The 13730-nt window shown below is 41.2% G+C and carries 11 protein-coding genes; 2 read left to right on the forward strand and 9 right to left on the reverse strand.

The features are described 5' to 3' along the window. Window positions 1–9: 9 nt before the first annotated feature. The 9 genes from bamA to rpsB form a co-directional block, all read right to left on the reverse strand. Entirely contained in the window at window positions 10–2481 is a 2472-nt protein-coding gene (gene bamA / locus ACHUE3_RS14090; protein WP_394193026.1) for an outer membrane protein assembly factor BamA, read from the reverse strand. Window positions 2482–2577: 96 nt separating this feature from the next. Then, a complete protein-coding gene (gene rseP / locus ACHUE3_RS14095; protein ID WP_394193027.1) occupies window positions 2578–3930 on the reverse strand; it encodes a sigma E protease regulator RseP in 1353 nt (450 codons plus the stop codon). A gap of 1 nt (window position 3931) precedes the next feature. After that, window positions 3932–5137: a 1-deoxy-D-xylulose-5-phosphate reductoisomerase gene (gene ispC, locus ACHUE3_RS14100; protein ID WP_394193028.1), complete on the reverse strand. Its 1206-nt coding sequence runs from the start codon at window positions 5135–5137 to the stop codon at window positions 3932–3934. After that, entirely contained in the window at window positions 5134–6000 is an 867-nt protein-coding gene (locus tag ACHUE3_RS14105; RefSeq protein ID WP_394193029.1) for a phosphatidate cytidylyltransferase, read from the reverse strand. The genes ispC and ACHUE3_RS14105 overlap by 4 nt, the downstream gene beginning before the upstream one ends. 16 nt (window positions 6001–6016) lie before the next feature. Beyond that, entirely contained in the window at window positions 6017–6796 is a 780-nt protein-coding gene (locus tag ACHUE3_RS14110; RefSeq protein WP_394193030.1) for an isoprenyl transferase, read from the reverse strand. An 81-nt stretch (window positions 6797–6877) separates the two neighbouring features. Then, window positions 6878–7399 carry a ribosome recycling factor gene (frr, locus tag ACHUE3_RS14115; RefSeq protein ID WP_370693511.1) on the reverse strand — a complete coding sequence of 174 codons (522 nt, stop codon included), beginning with the start codon at window positions 7397–7399 and terminating at the stop codon, window positions 6878–6880. A gap of 50 nt (window positions 7400–7449) precedes the next feature. Then, window positions 7450–8199 (reverse strand): UMP kinase, encoded by a 750-nt coding sequence (gene pyrH / locus ACHUE3_RS14120; protein WP_087530699.1) that lies wholly within the window; start codon window positions 8197–8199, stop codon window positions 7450–7452. Between the two features lie 158 nt (window positions 8200–8357). Further along, the gene (tsf, locus tag ACHUE3_RS14125; RefSeq protein ID WP_394193031.1) at window positions 8358–9209 is read right to left on the reverse strand and encodes a translation elongation factor Ts; all 852 of its coding nucleotides are present in this window, start codon (window positions 9207–9209) and stop codon (window positions 8358–8360) included. A 103-nt stretch (window positions 9210–9312) separates the two neighbouring features. Then, on the reverse strand, window positions 9313–10041 hold the full coding sequence (gene rpsB / locus ACHUE3_RS14130; protein WP_135474171.1) for a 30S ribosomal protein S2: 729 nt from the start codon (window positions 10039–10041) through the stop codon (window positions 9313–9315). 244 nt (window positions 10042–10285) lie between these two features. Between rpsB and map the strand changes: the two genes are divergently transcribed. Both map and glnD read left to right on the forward strand, forming a co-directional pair. Continuing rightward, complete coding sequence (gene map / locus ACHUE3_RS14135; RefSeq protein WP_280953826.1) at window positions 10286–11098, forward strand: type I methionyl aminopeptidase; 813 nt, start codon at window positions 10286–10288, stop codon at window positions 11096–11098. Window positions 11099–11110: 12 nt separating this feature from the next. After that, window positions 11111–13726, forward strand: a complete 2616-nt coding sequence (glnD, locus tag ACHUE3_RS14140) for a [protein-PII] uridylyltransferase (protein ID WP_394193032.1) — start codon at window positions 11111–11113, stop codon at window positions 13724–13726. The last annotated feature ends 4 nt before the right edge of the window (window positions 13727–13730 follow it).

Consider the following 13730-nt stretch of genomic DNA (forward strand, 5'->3'; position numbering starts at 1 on the left):
AAAACTCCTTTAGAATGTATTACTAATATTAAAACTGATGGTCTTCGTATCGTCATCTTCTTCTTGTTGCAATGGATACGCAAAACTAATCAGCATTGGGCCCATAGGTGAAACCCACTGTAATGATAAACCTGTTGAAACCCTAAAGCGCGATGGATCAGAGTAATCCTCAAGTTTGGCGCGTTGATCCACACCTAAATTTTGATAGCGATCAACGCTAAACTCTGTATCCCACACATTTGCAGCATCAACAAAGAAACTTGTACGTACCGAGCTGGTGTTCTCTTCATCTAAGAACGGTGTCGGAACTATCAACTCCATACCTGCAACAGCTTTCGCGTTACCACCGATTCGACCTTGGGTATTTAACACGTCAAACTCTGATGCGCCGCCTATACTGCCAGTCGGTGTGCCATCTGGCAATGGTGTGCCCGGAATTAATTTTGGCGTTCTAGATACTGCACGAGGTAGAATTGTATTACGGTCAAAACCACGTAGCTCCATTTCTGTAATACGGAAGTACTCTTGGAATGGTAAAGTTTGATCGTAACCATTAGTTTCACCATAACCATTTCCGTAGCCCAGTGCTGCACGCGTTGAGAACACCCAACGATGATCATCACTGATAGGCCAATAAAAACGCGAATCATAATTTAGCTTAAAGTAGGTTAAATCAGAGTTAGGCGTTGTTCCTGTTAAATTAAGTGTTTGGCGTGAACCAGCGGTTGGGAATAAACCGCGGTTTACCGTTATACGTGACCAACCAACACTTAACTCATACTTGGTAAAGTCAAAGCCCGCATCTGGGTTTTCTGGGTCTAAGAAGGTTTCACGCATTACACGTGTTTGCTCGTATTCAGCAATTTCAGAAAGCTCTTCTTGAATCCACTTCACACCAAAGTTTACACGGTTAACCGCATCAATTGGAAAACCAATATTCGTACCGATACCGTAACTCTTCGATTTATAATCGATAAGGCTAAACTTACTTGCATCATAGTTACTGTAAAATATGCTGCTACCTTGTGATACACCGTCAGGCGTAAAATAAGGGTCTGTGTATGAAAGGCTTACGCGCTCAGAACCACGTGACGTATTGATATTAAAACCAATTTGGTTACCCGTTCCTAAGAAGTTGGATTCAGTTACACCAATGTTAAACTGTAAACCGAGGTAAGAACCATACGCAAGTCCCGCATTAAAACTACCCGCTGATTGCTCTTTAACATTAAAGTCAACGTCTACTTGGTCATCAACGCCAGGGACAGGGACGACGTTAAAGTCAACAGTTTCCATATACGGCAGACGTTGAATTTGTAATTTTGAACGCTCTAAGTTTTGGTTTGAAAGCCACGCGCCTTCTAACTGTGTCATTTCACGACGAAGTACTTCATCAGAGGTATTTTGGTTACCGCCAACAATGATACGACGCACATAAACACGTTTACCTGGGTTAACCGATAATGTTAATTGTACTTCTTTGTTTTCATCGTCAATTTCAGGGATGGTGCGTACTTCGGCATTAGCATAGCCAAAGCGGGCTAAATAGCTTTTAATAAACTCTTCAGATGATGTTACAACTGAGCCATTGTAAAGCTCACCTGCTCGTAGTGGGATAACGCTTTTAATTAATTCTTCGCGTCCGAGCAAATCACCAATGAAGTCAAAACCTTTTACTTTGTATTTTACGCCTTCTGTTATGTTCGCTGTAACATAAACAGATTCACGCTCAGGACTTACCGATACTTGGGTCGAATCGATATTAAAACGAAGATAGCCACGGTCTAAATAATAACTGCGGATATTTTCTAAATCACCCTCAATGGTTTGTTTTTGGTAGCGATCGCTGCCCATAAACTGCCACCAAGGTAAATCTTGTTGTGACTCAGCAAGCGCTAATAGCTCTTCATCTGGAAAAAGTTCATTACCCACTAGGTTAATTTGGCGGATTGACGCAGCATCACCTTCGTCAAATTCTAATTTCAATTTGACGCGGTTTCGTGGCAGTTTTGTAATGCTAATATCGATTTTTGCATTGTACTTACCAATACTGTGGAAGAACTCAATTAAGCCCTTCTCGATATTATCAACCACTGTTTTATCTAGCGGTTCACCTTGACGAATATCTTGCTGTTCAAGAGACTGGGTTAACTGCTCGTCCTTAATATCTTTATTGCCATCAAACTCTATAAAACTGATCGTTGGGCGCTCTGTTACTTTAAAAATAACATTGTTGCCATCACGTAATGCTTTTATGTTGTCAAAGTGACCTGAGCTATACAACGACTTAATTGTTTTTGAAATTGTATAGTCATCTACACTGTCACCGACATTGATTGGAATATGCGTTAACGCAGCACCAAGTGCTACACGCTGTAAGCCTTCAACTTTTAAATCGTCAACAATAAAGGAGTTTTGGCCAAGGGCCGCAAAACTTGCCCCTAATAAACTTGTTACTGCCAAATGTTTTTTTATAGCCATTTTATTATCTTTATCCTTTACAACTGTATTACCGCTCAACACCACATTAATGCAATGTTTTACAATCGTGTTTTTTAATTCGAGACTGTCGCCATTCTATAATCGCGATACATCATTGAACAAAGCGAAACATGTTAGAAAAATTAGGAGCAAGGCTCCCACTTTAAAACCAAATTCTTGTGTCTTTTCAGAGACTGGCTTTTTACGGAAAAGTTCAATTATGTAATACATTAAGTGCCCACCATCAAGTACTGGTAAGGGTAATAAATTAAATACACCCAAGTTAACACTTATTAATGCTAAAAAGCTTAAAAAGGCAACAAAACCATAGCTTACGCTGGTTCCTGCACCTACAGCAATCCCTACTGGACCACTTAAATTTTTAACGGATACTTGACCTGTAATTAAATTACCGATCATATCAAAACTTAAACTTATTAAACGCCACGTTTCCTTTACGCCGAGCACAATACTATCCAGTGGACCACAATGTCTAGTCTCGATGTAGCCATCAGGCCATTGTTCTACAACTGGAGCAACACCTAAAAACCCTTGTTGTACGCCATTGCTTAACGTTCTGCCTTGTGGAGTAACCGTTAGCAACACCATACTATCTTGTCTTTTTACACTAAATTGTAAAGATTTGTTAGCTGATTGCTGAATAAGATTAACTAATTGCTGCCAACTGGTTATTGTTTCGCCATCCACCATCACAATTTCATCGCCAACTCTCAAATCAGCCATAGATGCAGCTGAATTTTTGGTGATTGCTGCAACTTCTAACGTTGCATCTGGACGAAACGGAACGATCCCCAGCGAAGCTAATGGAGGCACATCTTGTTGGTCTAACTTCCAACCATCAATGTTAATCGTTTTAACTTGCTCAAGGTACTCATTAGTGCGAACTGTCACATCAACACGTTCATCACCAAGGCTTGCCATTAACGCAAATGTGGCATCTTGCCACGTGGCTATATAATCATTGCCAATTTTAATAATTTGTTGGTTCGACGTAATACCTGCAAGTTCGGCTCTGCTACCCTCTTGTACTAAACCAACTACCGGCTTTATTGATTGCACACCGACTAGATACATGACTGCTAAAGCAAAAATGGCGAAAATAAAGTTCGCCATAGGCCCTGCTGCAACAATCGCAATACGAGCCTGTACAGACTTTGCATTGAATGAAAGGTGACGCTCTGACTCAGGGACATCATCAACACGTTCATCAAGCATTTTGACATAACCACCCAGAGGAATGGCTGCAATTACATATTCAGTACCAAGTTTATCGTGCCACTTTAATAATGGTTTACCAAAACCAATGGAAAAACGCAGGACTTTAACCCCCGCTTTACGTGCAACCCAAAAGTGGCCGTATTCGTGAACAGTAACTAAAATACCCAGCGCCAGAATAAACGAACCTAAATTCCAAAAGAAATCGAACATATTAACGTTGTACCTTACGTATTTGTTGTACTGCTTGCTCTCGGGCTAATTTATCACACGCTAAAATTTCATCTAGTGTATGAACGTTAACATCATTAGTTGCATCCAGTGTTTGTGCATTTATACGGTATATATCTGTAAAGGCAATTTCACCATTCAAAAAAGCAGCGACTGCAACTTCATTTGCAGCGTTCACCGTTGTTGTTGCGCCTTGCCCTAATTCACATGCTGTGATGGCCAATTTTAAGTTTGGGTAACGAGCAAAGTCAGGTTTTGTAAAGGTAAAATCAGCTATTTGAGAAAAATCAAGCGGCTTAACACCTGCGTCAATACGCTGTGGGTGGGCTAGTGCGTGAGCAATAGGCGTGCGCATGTCAGGGTTACCCATTTGTGCAAGCACGGAACCATCTTGGTACTGCACCATTGAATGAATAATACTTTGCGGATGAATTACAACTTCAATATCATTGGCTGCACAATTAAATAGCCATTTTGCTTCAATAAACTCTAAACCTTTATTCATCATGGTGGCTGAATCTACTGATATTTTTTGACCCATTGACCAGTTTGGGTGCGCCACAGCTTGTTCAACAGTGACTGTCGATAGCGTATTGATATCACGCGTTAAAAAAGGACCACCAGAACCTGTCAATAAAATTTTACTAACTCCATGCTGCGCAAGCTTCGCATCGGTTTTTGAGCCTTGTAATGTATTGGGCAAGCACTGAAAAATAGCGTTATGTTCACTATCTATCGGCAATAACGTTGCTCCATGCTTTTTTACTTTATCAATAAACAACTGCCCTGACATTACAAGGGACTCTTTATTAGCAAGCAATACTTTTTTGCCAGCTTCTACTGCGCTTAAGGTTGGAATAAGTCCTGCTGCGCCCACAATGGCTGACATCACAGCATCTACACTTGGGTGGGCGGCAAGCTCACTCATTGCATCAACACCACTTCTAACGATTGTTTTACACGCAGTACCTGACAGGTTTTGTTTTAGTTGCTCAGCAGCATTGTCTGAGGCCATAACAGCAAAAACAGGGTTATGAGTAAGACACAGCTGAGCCATAGATTTGGCGTTTCCACCCGCAGTCAAAGCAAACACTTCAAACTGGCTTTTGTTTCTAGCAATAACATCTAACGTGCTAAGACCTATCGACCCTGTTGCACCTAGAACAACTAGTTGTTGTTTACAACTCATAGACTAAGTGTCCAGGCATAACATAAAACAAAAATAGGCGCAGCGGCTGTTAAACTATCTAATCGGTCCAATATTCCACCATGGCCCGGTAAACATGAACCACTGTCTTTTAGGCCCGCTTCACGTTTAAACATACTTTCTAATAAATCACCAATCGCGGAGAACAAGGCAATAAAAATTGTCATCACAGCGTAAATTGGCCAAACAGCCATATCAACATCACTAAAGTGACAAAATAGTAATACAAAAATAACTGCAGCAATAACACCACCAGCTAAACCTTCAATGGTTTTATTTGGGCTCACCTTTGGCATTAATTTATGTTTACCAAAGTTTTTACCGGTAAAATAAGCGCCAATGTCAGCACTCCAAACAATACCTAACACGACCAAGATAAGCATTGAACCAAAGTGAGTTGATTCTAAGTAATTAGCACTACGTAGCGTATTGAGTGCAAGCCATAATGGAACTAAAGTTAAAATACCTGCAATAGCGCGCATTACAAGCCCTTCGTTCCATGCTTTAGCCATTGATGGGTAGCGCCAAACTAGATAAGTAGCAACAATCCACCAGGAGAATGATAAGGTGAAAATATAATTCGCATCCCCGACCAATTTCCCATCAACCCAAAGCGACTCTATCGGCCAGTGCCAATTTAACAGCGCCAATAAAACCGCAATAAAGATAACAAACGCGAAGCGCTTCAACTTATCGCATAAGCCCATAAAGGCAGACCATTCCCAAGCACCCATTAAAACAATGGCACCGGCAATATAACTAAATAAAGTTAGTGGTGTATAAAAAACTAATAACAGCGCCAAAGGCGCTAACACTAAAGAGGTTAAAATTCGTTGTTTTAGCAAAGTGTTACCCTTTTAATTAGGTTTCGGCGAGTAATTGTTTTATTTGTTCGCCGGTACAACCAAATCGTCGCTCTCTGGCAACGTAGCAGGCGATAGCGTCAGCAAAAGCAGCCTCATCGAAGTCTGGCCAAAGCGTATCAGTAAAATAAAGCTCAGCATAAGCTGCTTGCCATAATAAAAAGTTACTGATGCGCAAATCTCCTCCAGTTCGAATAAGCAAGTCAGGTTCGGCCTGATCCTGCATACTCATTTGTGAGGCAATATCTTGCTCAGTAATATCATTGGGGTCTAACTCCCCTGCAGCTATTCGTTTACCAAGTTGTTTAGCCGCATTTGTTATGTCCCAACGGCCACCATAATTAGCGGCGACGTTTAATTTAAGCCCTGTATTATCAGCAGTTAACGCATGTGCTGCATCCACTTTACTACGCAAAGTGTCTGAGAAGCGTGATAGGTCACCAATAATAGTTAATTTTACATTGTTTTTGTGAAGTTTTTTTACTTCCTTGCTCAGCACGAACAAGAATAGCTCCATTAATGTGCTCACTTCATCTTCAGGACGTTGCCAGTTTTCACTACTAAAGGCGAATAAAGTCAGTGACTCTACACCCAATTTAGTACAAAGCTGTACAGATTGACGAACAGCGTCCACACCTTTTTTATGCCCGTAAACACGCGGCCTATTTTTAGCCTGTGCCCAACGACCATTGCCATCCATGATTATAGCGACATGCTTGGGTAAACATTGCTGGGAAATTTTATCAGCGTTAAGAACCATAAATATCGAGTATTCCATAAAAAAACGCCGCCTAGTATACCCTAGACGGCGTTTCAAAACTAATATATTTCTAAACCCAAGTTCAGCTTATTTAGCTGCTTAGATTTCCATCAGCTCAGCTTCTTTCGCTGTTAATTGAGTATCCATCTCTTTAATGAATTTATCAGTTAGCTTTTGGATTGCATCTTCCGCTTGGTGTGCTTCATCTTCAGAGATGTCTTTATCTTTTAATAAGCTTTTAACATCACCATTAGCATCACGACGAATATTACGCACTGCTACACGACCACTTTCAACTTCACCACGTACGATTTTAATTAAATCTTTACGACGTTCTTCAGTAAGTGGAGGAAGTGGTACACGTATAACTGCACCCGCTGACATAGGGTTTAAGCCCAGATCAGAAGCCATAATCGCTTTTTCTACAGCTTGTGCAAGTGATTTGTCAAATACACTCAGTGCCAGTGTACGTGAATCTTCAATTGTTACATTCGCTACTTGGTTCAACGGTGTTGGCGCACCGTAATATGACACCATAATGCCGTCTAAAAGTGCTGGGTGAGCACGACCAGTACGAATTTTAGATAGTTGACTGCCAAGTGCCGTTACACTTTTCTGCATGCGTTCTGCAGCATCTTTTTGAATATCGTTAATCACGGTTCAATCCTAATCTAGTTAGTTACTTCATCTGAGGCTTGTGAAGAGATAAGTGTTCCTTCTTCTTCGCCCATAATAACACGCTTTAACGCGCCTGATTTGTTCATATTAAATACGCTCAATGGCATATTATGATCACGTGCTAATGTGAATGCAGCGAGATCCATCACTTTTAGTTCTTTATCAATGATTTCATTGTAGCTTAAGTGGCGGTAAAGTGTTGCGTCTGGGTTTTTCACCGGATCATCACTAAATACACCGTCTACTTTAGTCGCTTTGATAACTGTGTCTGCTTCAATTTCGATACCGCGTAAACACGCCGCTGAATCAGTAGTGAAGAATGGGTTACCTGTACCTGCTGCAAAAATAACTACACGGCCCGTTTTTAATAAACTAATTGCTTCAGCCCAATTGTATGCATCACACACACCATTTAATGGAATGGCCGACATCAAACGACAGTTTACAAATGCGCGGTGCAAAGCATCACGCATTGCAAGGCCATTCATTACCGTTGCTAGCATACCCATGTGATCGCCTACAACACGGTTCATACCTGCTTCTGCAAGAGAACCACCACGTAAGAAGTTACCACCACCGATAACTAAACCCACTTCTACGTCGAGTTCTACTAGCTCTTTAATTTCTTGCGCCATACGATCAAGCACTTTTGGATCGATGCCAAAGCCTTCATCTCCCATTAAAGCTTCACCGCTTAATTTGAGAAGAACACGTCTAAAAATAGGTTTACGATTGATAGTCATAGTATTGGGGCCAACTTTTATTAAATTATGGATAAAAAATAACCGCGCTTATGATAAACATAAAAGCGCGGTTATTTTAAAGAATTTCTAAGCATGACGCAAAAGCAAATAGTACTTTAATTGCATGTATTTTCCTTTTGCATCACAAATAGTTAATCTTACTGACCTTTAGCTGCAGCAATTTGCGCAGCTACTTCAGCAGCAAAATCTTCTTCTTTCTTCTCGATACCTGCACCAACTTCCATACGTACGAAGCTAGTAACTGTCGCGTTTTTCTCTTTAAGAATTTCGCCAACAGACTTTTTAGGTTCCATGATGAAAGCTTGACCAGTAAGTGAAACCTCACCAGTAAACTTCTTCATACGACCAACAACCATCTTTTCAGCGATTTCAGCAGGCTTGCCTTCATTCATCGCGATGTCGATTTGTACTTGCTTTTCTTTTTCTACAACGTCAGCAGGTACATCATCAGGTGTTAGGTAATCTGGGTTTGAAGCAGCAACGTGCATAGCAACATGCTTAAGTGTCTCTTCATCAGCAACACCGGCAACAACAACACCGATACGCTCACCGTGACGGTACTCAACTAGTTGCTCACCAGTGATGTACTGAAGACGACGTACATTGATGTTTTCACCAATTTTAGTCACAAGCTCAACACGATCTTCTTCAAACTTAGTTTGTAAGTCTTCGATAGTGATAGTGTCAGCGATAGCAGCGTCAGCAACTTTGTTGGCAAATGCTAGGAAGCTTTCGTCTTTAGCTACGAAGTCAGTTTGACAGTTAACTTCTACAAGTACTGCAACACCGGCGTTTTGCTTGATGATGATAGTACCTTCAGCAGCGATGTTACCTGCTTTTTTAGCAGCCTTTGCAGCACCGCTCTTACGCATATTTTCAATCGCTAACTCGATGTCGCCATCAGTTTCAGTTAACGCTTTTTTACAATCCATCATGCCAGCGCCAGTACGCTCGCGTAATTCTTTAACTAGGGCAGTAGTTACAGCCATTAGTAAATCCTCAAATCTGAATTCAGGTTAGATAAGCGGGTTCCCGCTCTACAAGAATAGCAAGTCTTCACCTAAAATTAGATGAAGACTTGATGACAGCTAATTACTCAGCTTCAACGAAATCGTCTTTCTCAGCTTGAGCAACGATGTTGTTTTCACGACCTTCAGTGATTGCAGCAGCAACTGAACTAGTGTAAAGGTTGATAGCACGGATAGCATCATCGTTACCTGGAACAACGTAATCTACGCCATCTGGGTTAGAGTTAGTATCAACGATTGCAACAACTGGGATACCTAGGTTGTTCGCTTCACGGATTGCAATGTGCTCGTGGTCAGCATCGATAACGAAAAGCGCATCAGGAAGACCGCCCATGTTTTTGATACCACCAAGGCTCTTTTCAAGCTTTTCCATTTCACGGTTAAGCATTAACGTTTCTTTCTTAGTTAACTTCTCGAAAGTACCGTCTTGGCTTTGGATTTCAAGGTCTTTAAGACGCTTGATTGATTGACGAACTGTTTTCCAGTTAGTCAACATACCACCTAACCAACGGTGGTTAACGAAGAATTGGTCACTTTCGATCGCCGCTTCTTTCACTGCTTCGCTTGCTGCGCGTTTTGTACCAACGAAAAGTACTTTACCTTTGTTTGCTGCAGCACTTGATAAAAACTTAAGTGCGTCATTGAACATTGGTACAGTTTGCTCAAGGTTGATGATATGAACACGGTTACGTGCGCCGAAGATGAAAGGCTTCATCTTAGGGTTCCAGTAACGTGCTTGGTGACCGAAGTGAACACCAGCTTGAAGCATATCGCGCATTGAAACGTTTGCCATTTTGTAAATCCTCTGTTTAGTTTAGGGTTAGGCCTCCACATATCCCATAGCACCAACACCGAAGTTTATTAACTTCAAATGCACCCAAGTGTATGTGACGATACGTGTGTGTGTTAAAATAAAATTGTGTATGCCTTAAATACAAAAAATCATTTAAGAATTTATTTGTAAAAAGACGGCGCGCTTTATACCATATTAAAAACAAATATTCAACGTCGCGTGCAAAATTTGTGCGACGATAAATGTGTCAAAACTCGACTATGGAGCCTCTATGAGTGCTGTGATCAAGACCCCTGAAGAAATAGAGAAAATGCGTGTTGCTGGGCGCTTAGCAGCAGAAGTACTAGAAATGATTGAGCCACATGTGGTACCTGGTGTGACCACTGATGAACTAAATACAATTTGTCATAATTATATTGTTGATGTGCAAAAAGCTATTCCTGCGCCGTTAAATTATCACGGCTTTCCAAAATCAATTTGCACCTCAGTAAACCACGTTATTTGTCACGGTATTCCAAATGACAAAGCATTAAAAGACGGTGACAGCGTAAATATTGACGTAACTGTCATCAAAGATGGTTACCACGGCGACACATCAAAAATGTTTCATGTTGGAACACCCAACATCCAAGGCAAACGTCTTGCACAAATAACCCAAGAGAGTCTCTACTTGGCTATTAAAATGGTCAAACCGGGTGTACGCCTTGGTGATATTGGCGAAGCGATTCAAAAATACGCTGAAGGATTTAATTATTCTATCGTGCGTGAATATTGTGGGCATGGTATCGGCGCTGAGTTTCACGAAGAGCCACAAATCATGCACTATGGCCGTGCGGGCACTGGCGAGGCTTTAAAAGCGGGCATGTGCTTAACGATTGAGCCTATGGTCAATGCCGGCAAACGCCAATGTAAGCTGCTAAAAGATGACTGGACCGTGGTCACAAAAGACCGTTCTTTGTCAGCGCAGTGGGAACATACACTGTTAGTAACTGAAAATGGTGTTGAAATTTTAACGCTCCGATCAGATGATACGATAGACAGGATCATCGAACATTAGGAGCCAGCCCACGTGGCATTACCCAATAAAGTAAAAAAGTTGCTTAGCGATGCTGAGCAACTAAACGATTACCGCGATTGCTCCGCTTATTTTTATAAATGGCTGCAAAACGAGTTTTCAAAACAACCCGTTGGTAATTTGATTAATGCCCGCGCTGAATTTATAGACCGCCTGCTGATCAAGCTATTTCATGTTTATGACTTAGCACATGAGCCTGATTTAGCGCTCATTGCAGTTGGCGGGTATGGTCGAGGTGAATTACACCCTTACTCTGACATTGACTTTCTATTACTCGTTACTGAGCAGCCAAGTGACGCTATTTGTGAAAAAATCGGTCAATTTGTCACTATGTTATGGGACCTAGGTTTAGAGATAGGCCACAGTGTACGCACCATTGATCAAGCTATTGAACAGAAACGTGAAGACGTTACGTTTGCCACTAGCTTGCTAGAAAGCCGCTTATTGTTTGGCAATCACATCGAGTATGAAAAGCTTAAAAAGCATATCCTTGACACCCCTATTTGGCGCTCAGATGATTTCTTTTTGGCTAAAGTAAAAGAACAACACCTTCGCCATAAAAAATGTCATGGTACTGCATATAACCTTGAGCCAAATATAAAAGAGAACCCGGGTGGCTTGCGTGATTTACAAACCATCATTTGGGTTGCAAAAAAGCATTTTAGAGCTGAAACCCTGCAAGAACTTATTAGTCATGGTTACTTAACACACGAAGAATACCAAGAGCTTTCTGAGTGTTTAGAAAACCTATGGAATATTCGCTTTGCCTTGCACCTCGCTGCTGAGCGTTCTGAAAACCGTTTATTGTTTGACCACCAGCCCCTTGCTGCTGAAATCCTTGGCTTTGGCAGTGATGGTAAAGCCTCGGTTGAACGTATGATGAAACGTTTATTTCGGATTATGAGCCGCGTGCGCGAACTCAACCAAATGCTATTGTCATATTTTGAGCAAAGTATTTTACCTGAGTCCAGTGAGCAACCAATTGTAGAGCTCGACAATAGCTTCGAACGTGTTGGTCATCAAATAAAAGTAAAAAATCCGTCAGTGTTTTTCCGCCGTGATCAGCTTTTTGTATTGTTTGAGCATATTGCTGATAACCCTGCTATCACGCATATCTATCCAAGTACAATTCGCACTATACGCCAAGTACGCAGGCGTCTACTCGGTGACTTGCAAGATTACGCAGCGTGCCGTGAAGCGTTCTTACGTATCATTAAACACCCTAATGGCATGGGTCGTGCTTTTACTTTGATGCATAAACACGGCATGCTCGCGGCCTACTTACCACAATGGCGCAATATATTTGGGCAAATGCAGTTTGATTTGTTTCATGCCTATACGGTCGATGAGCATACTCACAAATTAATTAATAATATTTATCAATATTTTGATAAATCAAGCAGCAATCAGTTTCCATTATGTTGTGAAATAGTCACTCGAATGGATAAACCAGAATTACTGTACTTAGCGGGTATTTTCCATGATATTGCCAAAGGCCGTGGCGGGGATCACTCCGAGCTTGGCTCTGTAGATGCTATTGCATTTGCCAAACTTCATCGGTTTACAAACTCAGATGGTAAGCTTATTTCGTGGTTAGTGGCTAATCACTTACTTATGTCGGTTACAGCCCAGCGTAAAGACATTAATGACCCCGATGTGATTAAAGAATTTGCATCAAAAGTAAAAACAGAGCGCCAATTAGATTATTTATATTGTTTGACTGTTGCGGATATACGCGCAACTAATGACAACTTATGGAATGATTGGAAAAACACGCTTCTTCGTGAATTGTATTTACACGCGCAACGTGCTCTTCGCTTGGGACTTGAAAACCCAATGGATCAGCGAGACCAAATTCGTGATAAAAAACGTCAAGCTAAGCAACGCTTGATTAATTTGGGATATGGCGAAGAGAAAATTGATTTAATTTGGAGTCGGTTTAAAGCTAACTACTTCACTGCCTTTAGCGAACAGCAAATTTCATGGCATAGCGAACACTTAATTAATGCTGACTTGTCACAGCCAAGTGTTATCGTATCCAATAAAGCGATGCATGGTGGAACACAAGTATTTGTGTATAGCCCCTATTCTGGTGCCATTTTTGCGCGCTTAGTAAATGTGATTGGCTCGAAAAAAGCTCAAGTTCAACACGCTCAAGTACTGACAACGCGAGACGGATATGTCGTTTTTAGCTTTGTTGTCCTAGAGGTCAGTGGTGAGCCGATTGCCAGTGGTCGAGCACAATCAATAAAGCGCGGACTTGACCAAGCGTTAGCAGATCCACGTAAAAAAATACGCTTTAAAAAGAATCGCTCACAGCGCTTTAAAGACTTTAATATAAAACCAAAAATTATACTGCGCCCTCACCCGCGTAAAGACCGCAGTTTAATTGAAATTCAAGCGGTAGATATTCCTGGTTTATTAACCAAAATAGCTGAAGTTTTTCAAGCACACTTATTACATATACACGCTGCGCGTATAACCACCGTAGGTCAACGCGCAGAAGATTTCTTCGTGGTATCAAATAACGAATACCAAGCACTGACCGACGAAGAACAAACAAAAATTCATCAAGCACTGCGTAAAAAACTCCACGCAGAAATCGAATAAGAGG

It is taken from the genome of Pseudoalteromonas atlantica (assembly GCF_043641955.1).
GTDB classification, from domain to species: domain Bacteria; phylum Pseudomonadota; class Gammaproteobacteria; order Enterobacterales; family Alteromonadaceae; genus Pseudoalteromonas; species Pseudoalteromonas atlantica_A.